Here is a 23,508-nt window from a genome sequence, read left to right as displayed (position 1 = left end):
GAAATATTATGAGCTTTGAAAAATCAATCTTTCATCACCCTAGACTGGCTGTTAATGACTTAGGGCTAAATTATCGTGATTATGAAGGTAGCCTATCAACTTTATGCGCAGGATGTGGGCATGACGCCATCTCTTCTGCAGTGATCCAAGCATGCTATGAGCTTTCACTACCACCGCACAAAATAGCAAAAATGTCAGGTATTGGCTGCTCATCAAAATCCCCAACTTACTTTCTCAATAAAGCGCATGGTTTTAATTCTGTGCACGGGCGAATGCCATCAGTAGTGACAGGCGCAAACCTGGCCAACAGAGACTTAACCTATATCGGTATGTCAGGTGATGGCGATAGCGCATCAATAGGCATGGGACAATTTGCTCATGTTGTAAGACGCCAACTGAATATGCTTTATATGGTAGCCAATAATGGAGTCTATGGCTTAACCAAAGGACAATTAGCAGCAACGGCGGATCAGGGCGTCACCAACAAAGCAGGAGAGTTAAGTTTATTTGCCGATATTGACTTGTGCGTAACGGCACTGCAATTGGGCGCAAGTTTTGTTGCCCGAAGTTTTTCTGGCGATAAAAAACAATTAGTGCCGTTGATCAAAGCCGCGCTGAGTCATCAAGGCTTTGCCTTTATTGATATTATTTCTCCTTGCGTCACTTTCAATAATCACACAAGCTCTACACGTTCATACGATTATGTTCATGAACATATCACAACGGGGGCCGTCGCTGATTTTGTGCCGGTAAAAAAAGAAATCACTTGTGGTGTTGGTGATGGCAAAAATGAAGATATTTGTTTGCATGATGGTTCAATAATGCGAATTCACAAACTGGATGCTGATTATCAAACTACCGATGCGATGAAAGCAATTAGTGATATAGAACAGCACAAACAAAAAGGCGAAATTTTAACGGGCTTATTTTATCTTGACCCAACCTCAAGCAATTTTCATGATATTAATAACACTAACGACACTCCATTGAATCAGTTGAGTCAAGATGCCCTCTGCCCCGGCTCTAGGGTGTTATCAGGGATCAATGATAGTTTTAGATAGCTTGTAGGTCGCCTATAAGTGTATAACGCGCATCCTATACATAAAAGCCATTCGTTATAAACGAATGGCTTTTGGTTTAATCCTTGATATTAAATGAATAATAAAATTATCGCTTAATATAAGTTAGCCGACGAGCAGCAGCAAAAATGCCTATCAGTAATACCCATAGCATGCTACCTCCGCCTTTTCGTGACGGTTTATCTATTACGACCGGTGTACTGGCTTTAACCGTAACGGATACAACAGCCTGACTTTCTCCTTCATCACTATCACTAATGGTATAACTCAACGTATCAGTACCCTCAAACCCTGAAGCTGGAGTATAGTGCAAACTACCATCTGCATTGATAGTAACACTACCATGTTCAGCACTTGCTTGTGTCACCGTTAAAGAATCTCCATCAGCATCACTGTCATTACTTAATACATTGATATCGATACTGGTTTCATTATCGGTTTCAGCACTATCATCAACCGCTACTGGCGCATTATTTAACACAACGTTAATAACAACCCGCCCAATTGCAGAGCCGCCCTGACCATCACTGATACCATAAGTTATATTGGCTACACCATAATGTTCAATTTCAGTAGTAAATAACAGTTGGTTATTTTCAATACTGACCGAGCCAATATCCACATTTGCGCTGGTGATAGTTAAAGTATCACCATCAGCATCTAAATCGTTCGCCAAAACATCTATGTACATAGTATGGTTACGTTTAACATCGATAGTATCATCAACCGCCTCAGGATGAGTATTTCCTGTTACAGCAACCGCAATACCACCTGGATCATCTATCGACTTATTAACGACACCGTCAGCATCGTTAGCACCACCATCTTCAATGGTTAGTTGCACACACCAATGACCTTCTGTTAAACCTTCAATATAAGCAACATCCCCCGGTGGCGGGCAGAAGCCCTCACTGCCAGGTGCTGATGCAACGTTGTTATTATCATCAATAACAAAGTCCTGCCAGCCAGTTGGCATCAATTTACGATAAATCGCATCAGCAGGGATTGGTGCAAACTGAGCAACCACAATGCTAACTGATTGTCCTGCTATCGGAAGTTCCTCAACATTAAAGTCAAATAAGCCATTACTATATTCATAGCTTTCATCTCTATTGACTCCTTGCCCTTCGTTGCCATGATTAACAATATCATCTTCACTCACTTCAGATTTCGAACTATTAGCACGGAAAGCCACTTCACCAAGGGTTAAAACTAACCCTGGCTCAGTTTCCATCAAAAAGTTTGTATCATCAGCCTGACGTTCCTGAACAACATTTCGAGCTAAATTCGCTGAATCAAGGAAATCAGGAATACCATCGTCATCGTTATCACCAGTACCTTCATCCTTGTCGCTAATACCATCGTTATCTGAATCATCTTGCTCATTTAACTCAGGTAATACTTCATCAATTCGCAGTTTTAAGCGGTCTTGACCAACTTTATCGCCATCACTTACCGCTATATGTAATTTATAAAAACCAGGAGATAATGCAGATGGATCAAGAGTAAAAGTCGTATCATCATCATCAGTATCAACTAAAGCACTGTCTGAATTTGACCAATCATAACTATGGCTGTCATTCTGGTTTGGATCTTTTACAGTCGTTGATACCGTCACCAGCCCACCATCTTGGCTAACAATACGAGTTGCTCCATCACCTTGCGTAGCAGTAAGTGACACATCCGGTGCAACATTATCCTCAAAAATGGCTATCTGGCTCGAAGCTTTAGTACCAATTATCGCATTTGTTGGCTCTTCCAAGGTAATTACGATAGTTTCTTGTCCTTCACCTGCACCATCATCAACGATATTAACAGTAATATTTGCTGTTAATTGGCCAGATTCCAAGGTGACGCTACCATCGACCAAGTCATGATCAGAACCATCAATATCTGCCGTACCACTAATGGTATAAGGTACAATAACTGGATATTCGACTGCTGGACCATTCAGAATAATATTAAAATTAACGGTAGATCCTTCTGCGGTATTTTGGTTTTTACTTAAACCAACCAAAGGGATCACATTAACAACTTGCGTATCTGTAACTTCATTGCCATCACTGTCTACCGCTGACCAAGTTACAATATGTGAACCAGGACTGAAAAAACTATTTGAATCTACCGCCACAGCAAGATCGCCATCTTCAACGTCTGTTGCTATTGCTGTTTTCATGTCAACCTCGGTAAACAGACCTGTTGCATTCACCGTAACATCAGCAGAAGCGGTAATTTCAGGTTTGCTACCAACGATCGGTGTGCCCGAAATAGGAATGATGGCATTTGAAATAATCGACTCACTTGTCCCCTGACCATCAGTATAGCTAGCTACTACAGTAACTGACTGTTCAACATCATCTTCAGTAAGCGTATAACTATCAACGTTCGCACCAGCAATAGCTTCACCATTTCGTTGCCACTGATAATTGATGTCACCTAAACCATCTTCATCGCTAAGCGTATGAGATGCCGTTACGATTTCACCAGAAGTAGCAACACCGCTGATAACTACTTCACCAGTAGGTAAATCATTGACGTTTGCAACAATCTCTGTGGTAGCTGAAACTACAGATTCTGATTGGCCATATCCATCGGTATAGCTTGCTTGAACAGATAATGTTGCACCAACATCAGCTTGAATTAACTTATAGCTACTAGTATTTTCACCCTCAACCTCTTCTCCATTTCGTAACCATTGAAAACTAATCTCACCCAAACCATCTTTATCCTCAAGAGCGCTGGCATCAGCGGTTAAGATTTGATCCTCTTCAGCAACTCCAGAAATTAACACTTCTCCCGTTGGCAAATCATTAACATTTAAAACTTTAGCTGTAGGGGCTGAAGAGACACTTTCATTAAAACCATCCCCATCGATATAACTCACAGTAACGCTAATAGTTTTGTCAATATCACTCGTTTTAATCTGATAGCTGACACTATTATCACCAACATTTGATCCTTCGCTTTGCCATTGATAACTAAAGGTGCCTAATCCATTACTATCAGCTAATGATGATGTATCAGCAGTTAATGTACTACCCTCTTTTACATCTCCACTAATAACTACCTCTCCTGTTGGAGTATTATTAACCACAGGAGGTGAATTTTGTGTCACTGTGGGGACATCTACAGCTCCTGAAGCATTACCCGCTGTATCATAGGCAACAACAACAAAATCATTAGATCCAAGCGCAAGAGGTGCGTTCAGACTCCAACTACCCGCAGCAACGGTTCCACTTGCCAGAGGCGCATTGCTATCATCCGCTGTACCATTATTATCAGCATCTTTAAAGATCTTAACATTAACGCCATCTTCACCATGGGTACCGCTAATACTCATACTTGTAGACGTCACCGAAGCAGGAGCAGCTGGTGTTGTTACGACAGGACTTACAGGTGCTGTCGTATCAATAACAATCGCTTTGGCATCACCTAGGCTCCCAGCTGCAGCAGGTGCGACCAAGGTTAATGTCGCACTATTGCCATTCGCGTCTTTAATTGTACCGCTATTTAAGGTTAACGACCCTGTTGCAACATAATCTAAATCAGCGCTGGTATCTCCGGCCTGTACCGTATAATCAAAAACCAAGGTATTACTGGCAGAGCCTGAAACATAAGTAGCTGCTCTGTCAGTTGCACCAGTTTCTAATAGAAGACTCGGCGTACCGCCAGTTGTATTTACCGTAACAGTATCATCAAAAGTCACTGTGACATTAATAACATCTCCCGCTTTATAGCTGCCATCAGCTGTACTAGCAGAAACTCCTGTCACAACAGGAGAAACAGATTCAACTAAAACACCGCCAAGCGCACCGATGCTATTTAAAGTGCTATTGATATTATTCGTAGCACCGTCTTGAATAGTGCCGCCATTAGTTTCTAACGCCGATAAACCAATCCCATCAGCATCATTTAATCCTGCTTCAACGACATAACGAAATACTAACGCCTGAGAACCCGTACCAGATACATAACTGGCATATTTAGTCACGCCACCAATATCGAGTACTAAACGCGGTGTACCACCACCTGTATTAACGGTAACAATTTCATCGGTATTAACAGTAAAATCAAGGTTTTGTCCAGTAGCATAAGTACCGTTAGCTGGTACTGAGACACTGCTAATCGTTGGTGCCGTAGTGTCATCGTCATCCTGAACAGTAATGGTTTGCTGCTGAGTACCACTTTCTGATGCACCACCACCGGAAACCGATGAAATATCAATGATGATGGTTTCATCCCCCTCTTCCGTCACATCGTCTGTACCAGTAATACCCGTTGCAGCATTAGCTGTGATGCTTCCACCATTAACAGTAATGCTAGCACTTGGCGTCGCATAATCCGTACCTGAAGTCGCGGTACCTGTATATGCCAGGTTAACAGTGACATTCTCATAAGTAGCATGACTCAAATTAGCGGTTATTGTTGAAGTACCACCATTTTCGGCCACCGTATTACTACCTACGGCTAGAGTTACTGTAGGAGCAGCCTCTGCATCTGTAATATTGATGGTTTGTTGATTAGTAACCCCTTCATTACCTACCGATAAACTATTGATATCGACAATAACGGTTTCGTCACTAGCTGCATCATAAAGCGTATCGGCAACGCTAGTAACATTTGCCGTTCCCGTACTACTACCACTGGAAACTGTTATGGTATTCGACTTAGTATAATCGGTAGTGACTGTAGCTGTGCCAGAATATGCTAAGCCAACACTGACATCAACTGGCCATAAATTATTGAGGCTGCCAGATAAAGTAGCAGTTAACACACTAACACCACCATCTTCTGCAATGGTGTTAGTATCAGCAGTTAAATTTACCGTTGGAATATTAGCATAAATCGCATCACTGGCCTGACTGATTGCAGTGGTAAACGCGCCAGAGGCGTTGCCTGTACTATCTGTCAGAGTAAAGTTCACAGCAACATCACTGCCAGCTGCAACATCAGTGCCGCCATCAGTAATGGTAAAAGTTGCGGTATAAGTCGTGTCGTTAGTTTTAGTTAAACTGCCCAAGGTATAGCCATCGATAGAACCGCTAATACCACCACTACCAGTTGTGTAATCATCAGTATCAGCACTAACCGTTATTGTTGCAGTTACAACATCTCCCACTTTATGAGCACTATTTGCGATGCTAACAGAAGAAATAGTAGGGGCAACATCATCAGCCACGGTTACGGTGAAGGCTTTTTGGAAGGTTGCTCCAGCACCGTCATCTGTTTGCAAACAGACCTTATAACTACCCGCATTGGTTGCGCCAACGGTTTCTAAAATATTGGTATTAATTTGGAAAGTGGCATTATCAGCGTCATTACCGACGCCACAGGAGCCACTACCAGATGCGCCATTAGCAACTAAACTATAAGTGAATGCACCACTATCAACATCCGTCGACGTTAACGTACCTATATCTGCACCCACGCCCGTAGCACTTTGGTTGATACTACTGGCTGAAAGCGTAATATCTGTTGGAGCATCATTCACGGCAGTGATATCAAGGTTTACCGTTCCCAGTAATGGGTTGACCGTACTATCATTTGCATTGATGGTCATAGTTGCCGCATCATTCCCATTGACATTGCTAGCACCGGTATACTGAATATTACTGGCAGTATCAAGGTAAGTGTTGATGTCCGCAGGTGAACCCGCAAGCGTTATAGTGGTAGCATTGACTAAGGTTTCAGTTACGCCTGCACCAACACCAGCGCCATCTGCAGGTGTTGAAAATGTTCCTGTACTTGCAGCGAGCGTTACCGTTAAGCTGGCATTGTCTACATCTGCAAATGTCACCGCTGATAAATCTACATTACTGGCGGTATCTTCCGTCACCGTTACATCAGTTGGAATACCTGTCGCCGTCGGGGCATCATTCACCGCTGAAACCGTGATAGTTATATCACTGTTAGCAGAAGTTCCGCCATCACCATCATTGACGGTCAAGCGAACATTACGCGCCCCAGTGGTAGGGTTATCAGTATCGGTGTCTTGAAAAGTAACAGCCTGCACCAGCGTTTGTGTATTAGTTGGTGTTGCGTTGACATTAAAATTCACCACCAAGTCGTTACCAGCAGCAATGTTATTACCAAGGGTACCTATTACCGTGCCACCAACCGAGACATTTGAACCGGCAGTAGTACCGGCCAATGCGACAGTACCCGATGTATCCAGACTTAACACATCTTCTGCGGCATCTTCACCTGAGGTGATGGTTACCGTCATATTGCCGGTATTAAAATCACCACCATCGGCATCACTAACCGTGGCAGCAGTGCCCTGATCGATTAAAGTGGCAGCATCCCCCTCGGTAAAGGTAAAACTATCTCCATTTAAGTTAGCAATTACTGGTGCAGCATTGGGCGCCAGTTTATTGTCAACCTTAAAATTTTTAAGCCTTAAGGTATCGAATAAATGTTTAGAAGATGTGCCACTGCTACAACCACTCACATTTACTTTAAAATGAGTAATTTGTTGACCCGTTAGATTCGTTAATGTCACCGCCCCTTGAGCACCTGCAGATGATAAATCAAACGTATCAGACGCTGTGCCTCCCCCAACAAGGTAACCCGTTACATTTGCTGTCGAACAAACCCCTGTTCTAATGGCATAGAAATAGACATATGTTAATGAGAAGGATGCCGTATTAGTCCCATCAGCGGCAAATTTTAAATAGCCTGAGGTAGATGTAGATAAATAATCCACATAAAAACCACTGTTTATATAGATACTATCATAGGCATAAACATCTTGAGAACCACTAAAAACAAGGTCTCCATCAGATGATGTATGATTTGCTAGAGCCACGCTACAACTGCTGCTACAAAAGTCAGTAGGCGCATAGGTTGTTACCGCTAAAACATCCGAAAAATCATTAAGTGCATTGGGCGAAAAAGGTATTTTTGCATCTATTTTCCCCGTCGCAATCTCCAGCTCCCAATCACCTTTTAACGAACCTTGTCCGGTTAGATCGTTGGACGCCATAAGATCCAAGTTCGTTTGTTCTGAAATATAGGTTAGCAAGTGCTCGCCGTTTTCAGATTCTGCTAAATTACAACCATAAAGCAATACATCGGCATCATCAGCCATGCTTTTTTCCAATTGAACTAACGAGGAGTTATTGGAGCGTAAAAGGTCTTCATCGACTTGCTCAGTTCCCAGTTGTAACACACCGTCACTGGCATGTGACACCAAATGCAGCGCCGTTAAATCATGATAATCAGCCAAAATGGCATTGAGTTGCTCAAGCCCTGGCTTGGTTTTATCAATAAAACGGACTTCTACATTAGGATTGATATCGCGTATTAAGGTTGCGTAATCATCAACAGCAGTATCGACAATTACCAGCTCTTTAACTGCGGTTGAGCGAGTCAGCTGCAAATTTTCAATCACTGGCACATCAATCACTGCAGCTGCTTTATGTTGTTTAAGTGCTAACGGCTGATTAACTGGTGCTACTGCGTACATATCAGCAGCACTTAACGACGATGAAGCGCCTTGCTTTAACGCCAACTGCGATGAGGCACTTACCAAAGGCGTGGCACTATCAATTGTGGTGAACTGTTCTTTAGTGGTTTGTCGATAATAAGCGCCAACCGAAGGAGCAAAAGCAGATACTCCTAAAGGCATTATGACGGCCATTATTTGATTGAGTTTCGATTGTTTCACAACGAGTCCTCTTTAACTAGCGTTAACTATTGGATTTTTTAGGTGAAATGATACTGGCAGACGTCCCTGTGGTATCTTGCCAAAACGCCATTTCACTGTATTTTTCATATAAATCAGGCGGTAAAATACTGCGCCGTGGTGTGAATGCCACTTTCTTTTTCACCGTATGTAAGCCTTTAGCCCCTAATTGGGCATCAAACTCACCTTCTTGATATTCAACGTTATCAAAATCATGAGCCATAAATGACTGGTCAATAAACTGATAAATAAGTTGCATGCACTGCTCAGGCTGACTCACTAATAAATCATAATCAACTAACAACAGCTGCTCTGAAAACTCACCGTAATACGCCTCTTTCAACGCTGTCCAGGCACTGCCTACCACACCTTGCGCACTCATCATAGCTTCGCAGCGAGAATAAACGGTTTGACGCATTTGCGAACTATACATACGGCTGTATTCAAACGGATTTTTACGATAAATACGCTCAAAACTGTCCATAATCCAAGCAGGATTACGAACACAACAAATCATTTTAAAATTGTGGTCAAAAAGCTCAACCAACTGATGCATACGGGCAGACCAGATGCGATTGGTATCAAAAATAACATGCTTGTCTTGGTGTTCACTGTAGTAAGCAGAGAATATCGCCTGGCACATTTGCTTACGCTTAGCATCATCAAAAAACGAGTGAAATTCGCTGCCTGCCGCCATTTGCTCAAGCGTGCCATTCATTAGCCCAGCTACAGGGCTAGACATAGCCGAATGGAATAAATCATTTTGTCGAAGAATGCCTGCTAACAGCGTAGAGCCAGAGCGGGGAAGTCCAGAGATAAAGTGATACTGACTCATTAAATAGTCAACCTCAATAAATGATATAAAAGAATTACCTTTTAAGGCTCTTATTTGATATTAATGGTATACATTGTAGCTGAATAAACTACCGACTGATGTTATTTTTTTGTAAATAAATCAATATATTTACGTGAATTTTCCTTAATTTACATAAATATAGACGAAATGATGCCTTTATGTTTTCGTTATAGCTTACATTTATTTCGACAAAAACCAATAAAGCAGTTATCAAACGATTACCTTATTTTGACCCAACCTCAAGCAATTTTCATGATATTAATAACACTAACGACACTCCATTGAATCAGTTGAGTCAAGATGCCCTCTGCCCCGGCTCTAGGGTATTATCTGGCATTAACGATAGTTTTAGATAAGGAATTAAAACATCTATCTATACCTAGCTTTTAACAACTTTCTCCATGTTCAATATGATAAGGGATTGTGGCTGAATTGGTTGCCCGTTCAATAAAAAGCTCAGCCGCTTTAATCCCCTTCTCTGCACTGTTTTGATGTACGGTCGTCAACGTTGGCGTCGCACGTAATGCTTCACCTATACCATCAAAGCCCACCACCCTAATATCATCAGGGATCTTCAACCCTAAAGCATTTATTTCTTTCATTGCTGCTAATGCAATAACATCACTCATACATAGTAAAACATTAGGTCTAGGCATTGAGTGTAGAGCTTCTCTCACAGCAATCTGAGCAAAGTGATGACTACTTTGCGGGATATTCCACACGCGATCATTTCTTAAATTAACCCCAAACTGCTCAATAGCTTTTTGATAACCATGTAATCGCTGGTGAGAAATAGAACTTTGAGCATGTATTTGTGGTAAATCATATACTCGGCAGGTTAAATCTGAATCAAGTAAACGTAAACCAAGAATAGCCACATCATCCTCAGGCGATTTAATCGCCAAGGAGGCAATTTCAAATGCGGCTTGCTCATTATTAATACCAACAGATGCTTTTCTATCTATATCAAAATCAGCAGTTACCACTTTCTTGGGGGTATTTTTTAACTGTTCTATCAAGGCTGAATTTCGAGGAGAACCATAACAAATAAATCCATCAACAAAGTCAGCAACCGCATTAATATTATCTGAAACACCAGAAAACAATAATAAATTGACTTTACTCTTTTCAAGGACAGAAGAAACTCCTTTAACAAAGTCACTAGCTACGGGATCAGTGATCATATACTCAACACTATCAGGCAAGACCAATGCAACGATATTAAATAAACCTTTTCGTAATGATTGTGCCGCTTTATTAGGCCCTGAATAGCCTAATTTTTGACAAGACGCTAAAATCTCATCTCGTTTCTTAGCTGACAGCTGATCTGGTCGATTAAAGGCATTGGAAACTGTCGCATTCGACACACCTAATTCTTTTGCTACACTCTTGAGCGTCCACACTTTTTTTTCTGTCATGTTTACCTATTATTATGGTTTTAAAACTAACGATTAAGCATTTAATAGCTCAGCTAAGTTAATGATCCTTGAACTACCATTTTCTATAATCGTTATTTGCGCATCACGATTAGCTAAATTTACCATTAACTCTGCACTCTGTTCACTAGTTTTCCAGCTAATTGTTAAATTAGTAGTTTGACAATTTACCAAAAATTCACCATCGAATGCCTGACAACTATTACGTAATTTAATCAACTCAAACATAGCTTTCACAAAAGGCTTATGGCTCACTTGTGCCACATGCTCCTGATTAAGATAGGGTCGATTTATATCTCTCCCCACATTTGTGCTTGACAACAACGCCATATCATTTCCTTCAGCGAGTAAGCCAGCATAATAAACTTGAGGTGTGCCTGGTGAAAAAAACTGAATAGCTCTGGCAAGTAAATAATCAAAATCATTTTTACCAAGTGCATCATAGTATGTGCAATTTACTTGGTATAAATCAACATTACTTGCTGCGGCACCAGTTGCTTTTTGACTTTCCCCTTTACTATTAATATGGATTTGCTCAACTAAACTATCAATTTCACTATCATTAAGTAAGCCGGGTTTACCATCCATAGGACCTACATCAATAATACCGATACCATCATGAGTATCTAACACAGTGATACAATTCTTGGGTGATATCGAAAGCCACTTAACCAGAGCAGTAAAATCTTGACTGAAAATACTATGTAAAATTAGCGGAGGAAGCGCGAAATCATAGACTTGATCAACCCGCTTGGCTATGGCAATTTGCGTCTGATAGTATGAATGGATCTCGACGAGTGTCTCAATACCTAACTTATTTGCTTGTTGAGAGAGTTCATCGATAAATTCAAAGGTTTCATCTAACATAAAACAACTTGAACCCGCCTTTTTAATTGCATAACCAGCGGCATCTAAGCGAATCATTTTAATATTATTGTCAGCAAAAGTTTGTAAAATACGAGATAAATATTCTTGACCAAGGTTTGACTTAACATCTATATCGATCTGATTATCCGTAAAAGTAGTCCAAAACTCCGCTGTCTCATTATTTGGCAATGAGAACTCAGTAAAACAACTCCCTGGTCTTGGACGATAAATTTTCTTTTGCTGTTCATCAGTTAAACCGTCAGGAAACACTTTATCTTTGGTCAAAAATAAATCCCAATATGGTGACTGCTTACCTTTAGTTAAGACATCTTTAAATTCTTTTGACTGCGCCGAAATATGATTCACAATAAGGTCAGCCATTAATTCATGACCTTCACCTAACACTTTAATGTCTTGCCAATCCCCTAACCGACTATCAACAACAGTATGATCAATAGGATCAAACCCCGCATCGCTACCATCAATCGGATAATAAAAAGGCAATAGATGCACCCCAGAAAATAAGCCTGCAAGCTGCTCTTTTAATATGCTGTTTAACCCTTGGATATCTGTACCCGATAAACGGTCAACATAAGTAATTAGCTGAACATTATTCTTCATAAATTTACCATTTAAGTTTAAGTTGTATCTTAATCGATTAAGATATATATTTATACACAATACAACTTTAATCAAGAATAATTTTATTTTTCTGAAAATGAGCACGAAACATTGGAAGGTCTAAAATTATTTATAAGGTAAACTTCTTTTCATTATGTCTGTTGGCAAACAGCAAACATCGCATAAAAGAAGTTTAATAACAGGTGAGAGAAATGAATCAAACAAGCAACTTAGCACTGAATAAATCACTGGTAGAGTCATCCTCTGTAACAAGAATTAAACTACTAACTTATATGATGTTTTTTGTTTTTGCTATGACATCTGATGCCGTTGGTGTGATTATTCCTGAACTCATAAAAACCTACCAATTAAGTTTAACTCAAGCGAGTGCTTTTCATTATATTCCTATGGCGTTTATCGCTATTAGCGGTTTATTGCTCGGCTATCTAGCTGATAAATGGGGAAGAAAAGCCACGATCATAGTTGGTTTATCTACTTTTGCTCTCGCATGTTTTTTGTTCTCTATCGGCAGCTCTTTTCTCTACTTTTTAACACTGCTTGCACTTATAGGAATAGCCATAGGCTTGTTCAAAACAGGTGCTCTAGCACTTATCGGTGATATTTCATCCTCAAATAAAGAGCATACATCCACCATGAATAAAGTTGAAGGCTTCTTTGGTATAGGAGCTATGGCTGGCCCTGCGATAGTGAGCTATTTACTTGTCAGTGGTGTGTCATGGAAATACTTATATATAAGTGCGGGGTTACTTTGTGTCCTGTTATGCATAATTGCTATGCGAACCAAGTATCCAGTCACTAAACAACACAATGAAGGACACATTAGTTTAAGGAATTCACTTAAAGTAATGAAAGATCCCTACGCTGTTGGCTTTTCAGTCGCGATTGCTTTGTATGTGGCTACAGAAGTTGCTATTTATGTTTGGATGCCCACTTTATTAGCAGAGTATGAAGGTTCGTTAACATGGTTAGCCACATATTCATTGACGATTTTCTTTGCACTACGTGCTGGAGGAAGGTTTTTAGGTGTTTGGATGCTTAAACATTTTAGCTGGCAAAGTGTCATGCTGTGGTTCTCATTCGCTGTATTTCTATGTTATTTAGCAACAGCCATCATGGGGATTGACATTGCAGTGATACTCCTACCTCTTTCAGGATTATTTATGTCTATGATTTACCCTACTCTTAATTCTAAAGGGATCAGTTGCTTTCCTCTAGAAAAGCACGGCGCAGTAGCTGGTGTTATTCTATTTTTTACTGCCGTATCGGCTGCGATTTCACCTTTACTAATGGGCGTTGTCAGTGACTTTTTTGGACATGTCTCTTATGGCTTTTATCTAGCCACATTTTTCTCTGCTATGCTAGCTTTAGCCGCCATATACAACGTAATAGCGGATCCAACCAAAGCTAAAAACAACAATTAAATCCTATTGTTTTTCAATAAATTAACTTAAAAAAACAGGAATATTAAAAAAAACACTTGCAATTAATTTGTATTTTAACAAATAATTATCTTAATCGATTAAGATAATTACAATACATATCTTAAGTTATAAAAACAGGCTATAAAGAAATACGGGGTGAATACAATGAAAGTTACAACATACAAAAAATTCCTATTAAGTTCGCTAGCATTAGCAGTTTGTTCTAATCTACATGCTGCAGAAACAATCACGGATAACACAGAGAAAGAAAAAAAGGGGATCGACTTTGAACGCATTCTCGTCACAGGGGTAGTTGGAAAAGGCACCACAGTAATGGCATCAAGCGTATCTGTTAGTAGTATGTCTAACGAGCAGATGGAAGTCACAACGCCAAGAACTAGTGCCGAAGCATTTAGATCAATACCTGGCGTTCGTTCTGAATCATCAGGCGGTGAAGGTAATGCCAATATAGCCGTACGTGGATTGCCTGTAGCCGCTGGAGGCGCAAAGTTCTTACAACTACAAGAAGATGGTTTACCACTATTACAATTTGGCGATATTGCCTTTGGTAATGCCGACATATTTCTTCGCGTCGATAGCACTATGTCATCAATTGAATCGATCCGAGGTGGTTCTGCATCGACCCTAGCAACAAATGCTCCAGGCGGTATTATTAACATCATCAGTAAAACAGGTGAATCAGAAAGTGGTAGCGTGTCGACGACACTAGGCTTAGATTTTGATCACACTCGTACTGACTTTGAATTCGGCTCAGAAATAAACAGTAGTATGTATTTTCATATTGGTGGTTTTTACCGCCAAGGTGAAGGTCCTAGAGACACTGGCTATAGTGGTAATAACGGTGGACAAATTAAAGCCAATATAACTAAAGAGTTTAATCAAGGCTATGTCCGTCTTTATTACAAACATTTAGATGATAAAACTGTGGCATATCTTCCTATGCCTATGAAATCGAATGGCTCATCAATATCTGGCTTCGATGCTTTATCGGATACCCCTCACTCAGCCTACTTTACATCATTGTTAACTACAGATGGTAATGGCAATTTACGACGCTCAGATATGCGTGATGGTATGAATCCTACCGTTGAGTCTATCGGCCTAGAAGCCGTATTTGATTTAAGTAATAACTGGTCTATTGAAAATAGATTCAGAACGTCAAAAACCAAGGGAAGCTTCACTTCTCCGTTTCCAGAAAGTATTCAAGACAGTCAATCGCTTGCCAATAGTATTGCCGGAACGGGTGCTACCTTAACTTATGCCAATGGTCCTCAGCAAGGTCAAGCATATACAGGCGCTCACTTAATGCGTATTCATACCTTTGATGTTGAAATGAGCGACTTAGACTTTATGGTAAATGATATAAAGTTAACCAAGTCATTTGAAGACACAGATATAACCTTTGGTTACTACAAATCATTACAAAATATCGAACAATCTTGGTTATGGAATTCATATTTATCCGAAGTTAAAGGTAATAATGCGGCATTGATTAATGTCGATGCAAGTGATGGTACTCGCTTCTCTGATAATGGTTTAATTGCCTACGGCGTACCAGCTTGGGGTAATTGTTGTACTAGAAACTATGATTTGCAATATGATGTAAGTGCACCCTATGTATCTATTAATTCGACTTTCGATAAATTATCAATCGATGCGAGTGTACGTCATGATAGCGGCAATGCTACAGGCAGCTATGCAGGTGCGGTACAGTCACAAATTGATATGAATAGAGACGGCGTCATTTCTGTCCCAGAAATGAGTGTTTCATCAGTTAATAACGCCTCCCAGGCTATTGTAGATTACGACTGGAGCTATACTTCGTACTCAATAGGTGCAAATTACACTTTAAATAATGATTTAGCTGTTTTTGTTCGAGCCAGTCATGGCGGTACAGCAAATGCGGATCGATTGGCCTTTGGCAAAATTGCAGCCGATGGTTCTGTCGCTAAGCAAGATGCGGTTGATGAAGTCGATCAATATGAATTAGGTGTTAAGTACCGTAATGATAACTTATCTGTATTTGCGACAGGGTTCTTTGCAGAAACAGAAGAGCAGAACTTTGAAGCAACTAGCCAAAAATTCTTTGACCGAGTCTACGAGTCAAAAGGAATTGAATTAGAAAGTGTGTACTACATTGGTGATTTCGATGTTCGCGCCAACTTTACTTGGACAGATGCTGAAATTACTAAAGACGGTTTAAATCCTGCGTCAGTAGGAAACACTCCTAGAAGGCAGGCTGATTTTGTTTATTCATTAATCTCACGATATAACTTTGAAAAAGGCTCCATGGGTATCAGTTTAATCGGTACCACAGACGCTTATGCACAAGATGGTGGCGATCAAAGCGCCGCGGATATTCTTAAATTTGATGGTTACACACAAGTTAATGCTTTTGCTCAATATTATTTGTCAGATAGCTTAAGTGTTGCACTTAATGTCAATAACTTGTTTGACACTACAGGTATAACAGAAGCTGAAGAAGGTAATATCCCTGTCAGTGATATCATCAGAGCAAGAACAATCAACGGTAGAACCAGTAGTATTACCCTTAAATACGAATTTTAAATTTTAATACTTATCAAATTAAAAAGCCCATACTCTATGGGCTTTCATAAAGGTAACACAATGCAATCATTACTTAGTTTCGGCGAAGTTTTAGTCGATTTTTTACCCGACGATACCAACAGTTGTTATGTACCACTTGCCGGTGGAGCGCCAGCTAACGTCGCCGTAGCCTTTGCTAAACTCGGAGGTTCAGCTTACTTTGCTGGAGGCATAAGTGAAGATAATTTTGGAACTATGCTCATGGAGCAGCTCACACTTGAAGGGGTTGATACTCCTACATAAAACAAGTTAAAAACTCAAATACAGCGGTGGTTTTGGTTAGTTTAGATCCTCAAGGTGAACGATCCTTTAACTTTTATCGCCATAATACTGCTGATACTCAATACGGTCGTCCCCAAATTGATGAAATAAACTGGCAAAATATTGCAGTATTTCATTTTTGCTCGAATACACTAACCAGTGAATCTATGCATCAAGATACCCTTTATGCTATCGAGGATGCCAAAATGAATGATGCCATCATCAGTTTTGACGTTAATTTACGGCAACAACTTTGGCATGATCTCACCTTATTACCTAGCAGAGTTGAAGCCTGTCTCAGCACAAGTGATATTGTTAAATTAAGTAAAGATGAAGCGGAATATTTAGCAAACACGAAACAAATAAGCCTTGAGGCATATTATGACCGTTTGTTATCACTGGGCGTTAAACTTATTCTTGTATCAGATGGTGCAAATGCAGTAAAGCTAATCACGCCGTGTCATACCAGCACTTTCGAAGTTCCCTCCATTAACGCAGTTGACACTACCGCCGCAGGCGATAGCTTCATCAGTGGCTTTTTATTTAATCTAACAAGTGCCTTATCAACCAATAAACAGACATTAGATAACATGATTGAAAAGCCAGAACAACTTTCATCCGCCGTGCTGTTCGGTATTAAATGTGGTGCATATACCTGCCAAAAAAAGGGAGCATTTGCTGCGCTGCCATCTTTTAGCAACCTTTAACCTTAAAATACCACTTTACTTTAACTTAGGTTCACTATGAAATCGAGAGAACAACTGAATAGCTGGCAGCAACTAACCCAACATGCTGATCATATGAAAAAACAACATATGAAAGAGTTGTTTGCTCAAGATGGTCAACGTTTTGAAAAATTTTCAATCAAATTGCCCTCAATACTCTTAGATTATTCAAAAAATACCATCACATCTGAGACAATGTCATTGCTAACACAATTAGCGAAAGAATGTGATCTAGAAAAATGGCGAGAGCGGATGTTCTCGGGCGAGCGTATCAATAGCACCGAAGATCGCGCCGTTTTACATACAGCATTAAGAGACCGCTCATATACACCGATTCAAGTCGATGGATACGATATATCAAAAGAGGTTGAACGAACGTTAGCACAAATAAAAGTATTTAGTGAAGATATCCGTCAAGGCCGCTGGAAAGGTTATTCTGGAAAAAGAATTACAGACATCGTCAACATTGGTGTAGGTGGTTCAAATCTAGGGCCACAAATGGTAACAGAGGCATTAAAAAGATTTAGTGACCACACAGTTAACGTTCACTATGTTTCAAATGTTGATGGTGCTCAAATTGCGGAAGTACTACGACCATTAAAGCCAGAGAACGTCTTATTTATCGTTTCCAGCAAAACCTTTACTACCACAGAAACTATGCTGAATGCTAAAACAGCACTGAAATGGTTAATTGCATCTTCATTTGATCAATCAGCCATAGCACAACATTTTATAGCTGTCACAGCTAACAAGAAGAATGCAATTAATTTTGGTATAGCAGAGCACAATATTTTTGATATGTGGGATTGGGTTGGCGGTAGATTTTCATTATGGTCTGCCATTGGTTTACCTATTGCAATAAACTTAGGGTATGACAATTTTGTCGAACTATTAAATGGGGCTTATGATATTGATTGTCACTTTCAACATACTGAATTATCGAACAATATCCCAGTAATTTTAGCTTTACTCAGTATGTGGAATTGCACTTTTTTAGGCGCTCAATCTCAAGCTATACTACCTTATGATCAATCATTACATATGTTATCAGCTTACCTTCAACAAGCTGAAATGGAAAGTAATGGTAAATCAGTTAATTGGTATGGAGAAACAATCTCTTATCCTACCGTTCCCTCCATTTGGGGGGAGCTTGGTATTAATGGTCAACATGCTTTTTATCAATATTTGCATCAAAGTAACAACATTGTCCCCGCAGACTTTATCGGCTCTGTTGAAAGCGTAACTCCAATACAAGGACATCACGAAACCTTAATGTCGAATTTCTTTGCTCAAACCCAAGCATTGATGCAAGGAGTTAATGAACAACAAGTAAGAGCGGATTTAATAGCTAAAGGTAGATCAGCTGACTATATTGATAAAGTTGCTCCACATAAAGTGCATCAAGGTAACCGCCCTACAAATACATTACTGATGGATAAGATATCACCTTTTACATTAGGTAGCTTAATTGCGATCTACGAGCATAAGATTTTTGTTCAAGGTATTCTTTTACAAATCTGTTCATTTGATCAATGGGGAGTGGAACTAGGCAAAGGACTCGCCAGCCAAATTGAAAGTGAGTTATATCATAATAATATTGATTTATCGCACGATAGCTCAACTTGGAACCTTTTAATGCATTATCAAGAAGTAAAATCGAATGACAAAGTATAATATTCAGCACCCTACTTATCCGATAACTTTACCAAACAAGGCTCAAATCATTTTAACGCCATGTCCGGGTAGTCAAAGGGTTGATATTGTCACATCAATAAAACAATTAAAATTACGTGATACTACGATATTACTGACCTTAATGTTTGATAAAGAAATGACAGAGAATAATTTACAATCACTGCCAACTCTGTGCAAACAACAAGATATTACTTGGTTACAATTACCCATTATTGATGATGATATTCCACGCAAGCCATTTGAAGACAAATGGGCATTATATCAACAAAAGATAATAAAAACGTTAGATGAAGGTGGCAATATAGCCATCCATTGTAAAGGTGGTACAGGGAGAACAGGGCTGGTGGCTGCAATGATTTTAATGCATAACGGTTGGTCGATTGAAAAAACAATAAAAAGTGTCCGACAAGTTCGCCCTAATGCTCTGCAAATTGAAAAACAACTAAGCTACTTGTATCTTGATTAACCTAAGTAGCAAACTGTTATATTAAAATCTTAGACTCCCACATCATATAAAATTTGAGCCACAGCCCAATTAATTACCAATAAAAATATAACCAGCGCTGTATTTTAATAGAAGCACTCATAAAAAAACCGCTTGTTTGAGCAAGCGGTTTTTATTTAATCTAAGTTAATAATAAATTAACTGTCTTTAAATTGTCTAACAAACTGTTTAATATCAACACCATTACACTTTAAGTTACTAATATTAGTTACTTTTTTAACTGCAGCCAAGCCTGATTTAACCGCTTGTAAACAAAGTTGCGATTCATGAGTGCGATTCGCTGGGTATAAACTAACCGTTGAAGTGTCGGCCTGTTCACTTGTTTGATAATAGGCTTTCGCAAAAGCTTTGATTGTCATGCCATTACACTGAGTATTTTTGGTAAAATGTGTGTACTTACCACCAAACTCTTTCCCTTGGTCCAATGCCGCTTGGTAGCCTTTTGTTGCTGCAGTAAAACATAACTGGCTATCTGTTGAAGCATCTACCGTATAGAATTCTGCGTTATCGCTGATAGCTTGAGCACTGCTTGCTGATAATACTAAAGACAAGGTTAATAATAACTTTTTCATGATGACTCCCATGCACTTAATTCAAGTGGATTTCAATTGGTCGCCATCATACACTGACGTAAATAAATCACAATTCAAACACACGTTTAAATGTGCAAAATTTGACCAAAATCAAAGTAAATACGGAATATTTACATTTTATTGAACAATAGTTTGCAAAACCTGTTATTCGGATAGATTTATACATTCTCTAGATTTTACCTTTGAAAACCGTTGGTCAGCATAAATTGAGTGTTAAGCAAAAACTAAAAAGCCGAGCAATGCTCGGCTTTTTCTCAATAATACGCTTGCGATCAAGGCATCATAGTTTCTTGATCAGCCCCTTCTTTTTCGATCACTTCAGGGATCAAGTCTTCTTTTGAAATACCTAATGCTAAAGCAATTGAGCTGGCAACATAAACAGATGAATAAGTACCAACAAAGACACCGAGTAATAACGCGGTGGCAAAGCCATGAATTAATGCGCCACCTTGGAAAAACAAAGCAGCAAGTACTAATAATGTAGTAATTGAGGTAATAAAAGTACGACTCAATGTTTGGGTTAACGAGATATTAATAATATCCTCAGGGCCACTATCTCGTACCTTACGAAAATTCTCGCGAATACGATCTGATACAACAATGGTGTCATTAAGCGAGTAACCTATCACGGCTAAAATCGCAGCCAAAACCGTTAAGTCAAACTCTAAACCAAGTACTGAAAACAGACCTAAGGTCAGTAATACATCGTGGAATAAAGCAAACACAGAGCCTAAAGCGAAACGCCATTCAAAACGAAACGCCACATACACTAAGATACAGATCAGTGCCGTTAACATCGCAAGACCACCTTGCTCAGTTAATTCATCACCAACACTGGCCCCCACAAATTCAATGCGGCGCATGATCAGCTCTTGCCCTGTTCCTTCTTTTAAAATCGACAGGATCTGATTCCCCAGCATTTCAGCTTTTACACCTTCTCGTTGCGCTAGGCGAATAACCACATCTTTTGAGCTACCATATAGTTGAACAATCGCATCTTTGTAACCATTGCTGTCCATGATCTGACGAATTTGTTTTAAATCCGCCGCTTGCTCAAAACCAACTTCAATTAAAGTACCGCCGGTAAAATCTAAACCAAAGTTTAGTTTGTTAACAAACAAAGAGGCTAATGAGGCAAGCATTAATACAATGCTAAACATCATAGCAAATTTGCGATAACGCATAAATTCAACAGTTTCTTTCAACTTCAATAATTGCATACTGTTCTATCCTATATTGGCAGTTTATCGAGACGTTTACCGCCCCAAATAATGTTCACTACGGTACGGGTACCTATAATTGCGGTGAACATCGAGGTGATAATGCCGATTGATAAAGTAACAGCAAACCCTTTGATAGGCCCTGTACCAACAGCAAACAAAATAATTGCTGCAATCAATGTCGTGATGTTCGCATCTAAAATGGTAGAAAATGCCGCATCATATCCTTGATGGATTGATTGCTGTACTGACTTGCCACTACGCAATTCTTCACGGATACGTTCAAAGATAAGTACGTTAGCATCAACTGCCATACCCACTGTTAATACGATACCAGCCATACCAGGAAGCGTTAAAGTAGCCCCTGGGATCATTGACATCACACCAACAATTAAGATCAAATTGGCTCCTAGAGCAAGGTTAGCAACCACACCAAAAGCTCGATAATAAATCAGCATAAAGATAAAAACTAACGCAAAACCGCCAACAATGGCTTGAAAACCTAACTCTACGTTTTCAGCACCTAATGTTGGGCCAACGGTACGCTCTTCAACAATTTGTATTGGCGCAATTAGCGCACCTGCACGAAGTAATAACGCAAGGTTATGGGCTTCTTGCTGTGAGCCTGCACCGGTAATTCTAAAGGTTTTCCCTAAACGCGCTTGAATGGTAGCAACACTGATGATTTCTTCATGCTTTTCAAAAATAGTATTGCCTTGTGCATCCAATTTATCGGTTGGTTTATATTCAATAAATACCGTCGCCATTGGCTTACCAATATTGTTTTTCGTGGCATTAGAGAATTTACTACCGCCAGGTGAATCAAGCGTGATATTGACTTGAGGACGCGAGTATTCATCAAAACTAGAACCTGCATCAACAATATGATCACCGGTCAGCATGACCCGTCTTTTCACTAGCGTTGGACGACCTTCACGGTCATATAATAACTGTGAGCTTGCAGGAACACGACCATTTAACGCACTACCTAAATCACCTTCACCGTCAACCATTCTAAATTCGATTGTCGCCGTTGCATTGAGAATCTCTTTCGCTTTCGCAGTATCTTGTACCCCTGGCAACTCAATAATAATATTTTTCTGGCCTTGACGCTGAACTAATGGCTCAGCCACCCCTAGTTCATTTACACGGTTACGAATAATGGTAATATTTTGCTGAAGTGCATACTCACGAATTTCTTTTAGCTTTTGTTCAGTCATCGTGGCAGTTAAGGTCAAGTTATCTTCATTATCAACAAACAAGAAATCACGATAGCGTTTTTTCAAATAAGAAGTTGCTTGTTCAAGATCTTCCAGCTTTCTAAACTGTAAATCAATACCATTACCCGCTTTTTTGACACTGCGGTAACGAATTTTTTCATTGCGTAAGTCAGTACGAAAATCCCCTACCATGCCATCTTGTGCTTTGACAATCGCTTCGTTCATATTGACTTCCATAGTGAAGCTAACGCCACCACTTAAGTCCAAACCAAGCTTCATTGGCAAACCACCAATACTATCTAACCACTGTGGCGTTGCTGGCGTTAAGTTTAACGCAACAGAATACTCATCGCCCAAAGCTTCGTCTAACATATCACGCGCTTTAAGTTGGTTTTCAGTATCTTTAAAGCGGATCAATACTTGACCATTTTCTAACGCGGCACTTGCATAACCAATGTTTTGCTCACTTAATTGTGAATTAACAGAATCAAGAGTAGCTGCATTTGCCTCAACCCCTCTTAACCCTGATATTTGCACTGCTGGGTCTTCACCGTAGAGGTTAGGTAACGCGTAAAGCGCCCCTATTGCTACCACGAAGAGCACCATTAATGTTTTCCATAATGGAGACTTGTTTAACACAATATTTCCTTAGTTCTTTTAAAATAAAAAACAC

The 23,508-nt window shown here is 39.8% G+C and carries 12 protein-coding genes and 1 pseudogene; 6 read left to right on the top strand and 7 right to left on the bottom strand.

Annotation, left to right across the window (positions count from 1 at the left end):
* Nucleotides 1–8: 8 nt before the first annotated feature.
* Entirely contained in the window at nucleotides 9–1,061 is a 1,053-nt protein-coding gene (locus IV514_RS05545; protein WP_206483902.1) for a 2-oxoacid:ferredoxin oxidoreductase subunit beta, read from the top strand.
* A 106-nt stretch (nucleotides 1,062–1,167) separates the two neighbouring features.
* Here the strand turns inward: IV514_RS05545 and IV514_RS05540 are convergent, their stop codons facing one another.
* From IV514_RS05540 to gtfA, 4 genes are all read right to left on the bottom strand, one after another.
* Nucleotides 1,168–8,748 carry a DUF4347 domain-containing protein gene (locus IV514_RS05540; RefSeq protein ID WP_206483901.1) on the bottom strand — a complete coding sequence of 2,527 codons (7,581 nt, stop codon included), beginning with the start codon at nucleotides 8,746–8,748 and terminating at the stop codon, nucleotides 1,168–1,170.
* A 22-nt stretch (nucleotides 8,749–8,770) separates the two neighbouring features.
* Complete coding sequence (locus IV514_RS05535) at nucleotides 8,771–9,601, bottom strand: sulfotransferase domain-containing protein (RefSeq protein ID WP_206483900.1); 831 nt, start codon at nucleotides 9,599–9,601, stop codon at nucleotides 8,771–8,773.
* 407 nt (nucleotides 9,602–10,008) lie between these two features.
* Nucleotides 10,009–11,040 (bottom strand): LacI family DNA-binding transcriptional regulator, encoded by a 1,032-nt coding sequence (locus IV514_RS05530; protein ID WP_206483899.1) that lies wholly within the window; start codon nucleotides 11,038–11,040, stop codon nucleotides 10,009–10,011.
* 33 nt (nucleotides 11,041–11,073) lie between these two features.
* Nucleotides 11,074–12,546: a sucrose phosphorylase gene (gene gtfA / locus IV514_RS05525; RefSeq protein WP_206483898.1), complete on the bottom strand. Its 1,473-nt coding sequence runs from the start codon at nucleotides 12,544–12,546 to the stop codon at nucleotides 11,074–11,076.
* A gap of 212 nt (nucleotides 12,547–12,758) precedes the next feature.
* On the opposite strand from gtfA, the gene IV514_RS05520 reads away from it, so the two are divergent.
* The 5 genes and pseudogenes from IV514_RS05520 to IV514_RS05500 all read left to right on the top strand — a co-directional run bounded on the left by IV514_RS05520 (nucleotide 12,759) and on the right by IV514_RS05500 (nucleotide 19,763).
* Nucleotides 12,759–13,988 carry an MFS transporter gene (locus IV514_RS05520; protein WP_206483897.1) on the top strand — a complete coding sequence of 410 codons (1,230 nt, stop codon included), beginning with the start codon at nucleotides 12,759–12,761 and terminating at the stop codon, nucleotides 13,986–13,988.
* Between the two features lie 165 nt (nucleotides 13,989–14,153).
* The gene (locus tag IV514_RS05515; RefSeq protein WP_206483896.1) at nucleotides 14,154–16,577 is read left to right on the top strand and encodes a TonB-dependent receptor; all 2,424 of its coding nucleotides are present in this window, start codon (nucleotides 14,154–14,156) and stop codon (nucleotides 16,575–16,577) included.
* Between the two features lie 36 nt (nucleotides 16,578–16,613).
* A pseudogene (locus IV514_RS05510) lies at nucleotides 16,614–17,584 on the top strand (carbohydrate kinase).
* 36 nt (nucleotides 17,585–17,620) lie between these two features.
* Complete coding sequence (gene pgi / locus IV514_RS05505) at nucleotides 17,621–19,276, top strand: glucose-6-phosphate isomerase (protein ID WP_206483895.1); 1,656 nt, start codon at nucleotides 17,621–17,623, stop codon at nucleotides 19,274–19,276.
* Nucleotides 19,263–19,763 (top strand): dual specificity protein phosphatase family protein, encoded by a 501-nt coding sequence (locus IV514_RS05500; RefSeq protein ID WP_206483894.1) that lies wholly within the window; start codon nucleotides 19,263–19,265, stop codon nucleotides 19,761–19,763. The genes pgi and IV514_RS05500 overlap by 14 nt, the downstream gene beginning before the upstream one ends.
* A 176-nt stretch (nucleotides 19,764–19,939) precedes the next feature.
* On the opposite strand, the gene IV514_RS05495 is transcribed toward IV514_RS05500, so the two are convergent.
* From IV514_RS05495 to secD, 3 genes are all read right to left on the bottom strand, one after another.
* Nucleotides 19,940–20,374: a hypothetical protein gene (locus tag IV514_RS05495; RefSeq protein ID WP_206483893.1), complete on the bottom strand. Its 435-nt coding sequence runs from the start codon at nucleotides 20,372–20,374 to the stop codon at nucleotides 19,940–19,942.
* Between the two features lie 293 nt (nucleotides 20,375–20,667).
* Complete coding sequence (secF, locus tag IV514_RS05490) at nucleotides 20,668–21,615, bottom strand: protein translocase subunit SecF (protein WP_206483892.1); 948 nt, start codon at nucleotides 21,613–21,615, stop codon at nucleotides 20,668–20,670.
* A gap of 11 nt (nucleotides 21,616–21,626) precedes the next feature.
* Complete coding sequence (gene secD, locus IV514_RS05485) at nucleotides 21,627–23,474, bottom strand: protein translocase subunit SecD (protein WP_206483891.1); 1,848 nt, start codon at nucleotides 23,472–23,474, stop codon at nucleotides 21,627–21,629.
* Nucleotides 23,475–23,508 lie beyond the last annotated feature (34 nt).

Source organism: Thalassotalea sp. G2M2-11 (assembly GCF_017168195.1).
Classification (GTDB): Bacteria; Pseudomonadota; Gammaproteobacteria; order Enterobacterales; family Alteromonadaceae; genus Thalassotalea_E.
This window is presented reverse-complemented; position numbering and strand designations above follow the sequence as displayed.

What these genes read in the sequence shown, in the direction of transcription:
- IV514_RS05520 (WP_206483897.1), top strand. Translation starts at nt 12,759, where the DNA reads ATGAATCAAACAAGCAACTTAGCACTGAATAAATCACTGGTAGAGTCA.
- IV514_RS05495 (WP_206483893.1), bottom strand. Translation starts at nt 20,374, where the DNA reads ATGAAAAAGTTATTATTAACCTTGTCTTTAGTATTATCAGCAAGCAGT.
- IV514_RS05500 (WP_206483894.1), top strand. Translation starts at nt 19,263, where the DNA reads ATGACAAAGTATAATATTCAGCACCCTACTTATCCGATAACTTTACCA.
- gtfA (WP_206483898.1), bottom strand. Translation starts at nt 12,546, where the DNA reads ATGAAGAATAATGTTCAGCTAATTACTTATGTTGACCGTTTATCGGGT.
- IV514_RS05535 (WP_206483900.1), bottom strand. Translation starts at nt 9,601, where the DNA reads ATGAGTCAGTATCACTTTATCTCTGGACTTCCCCGCTCTGGCTCTACG.
- secF (WP_206483892.1), bottom strand. Translation starts at nt 21,615, where the DNA reads ATGCAATTATTGAAGTTGAAAGAAACTGTTGAATTTATGCGTTATCGC.
- pgi (WP_206483895.1), top strand. Translation starts at nt 17,621, where the DNA reads ATGAAATCGAGAGAACAACTGAATAGCTGGCAGCAACTAACCCAACAT.
- IV514_RS05530 (WP_206483899.1), bottom strand. Translation starts at nt 11,040, where the DNA reads ATGACAGAAAAAAAAGTGTGGACGCTCAAGAGTGTAGCAAAAGAATTA.
- IV514_RS05515 (WP_206483896.1), top strand. Translation starts at nt 14,154, where the DNA reads ATGAAAGTTACAACATACAAAAAATTCCTATTAAGTTCGCTAGCATTA.
- IV514_RS05545 (WP_206483902.1), top strand. Translation starts at nt 9, where the DNA reads ATGAGCTTTGAAAAATCAATCTTTCATCACCCTAGACTGGCTGTTAAT.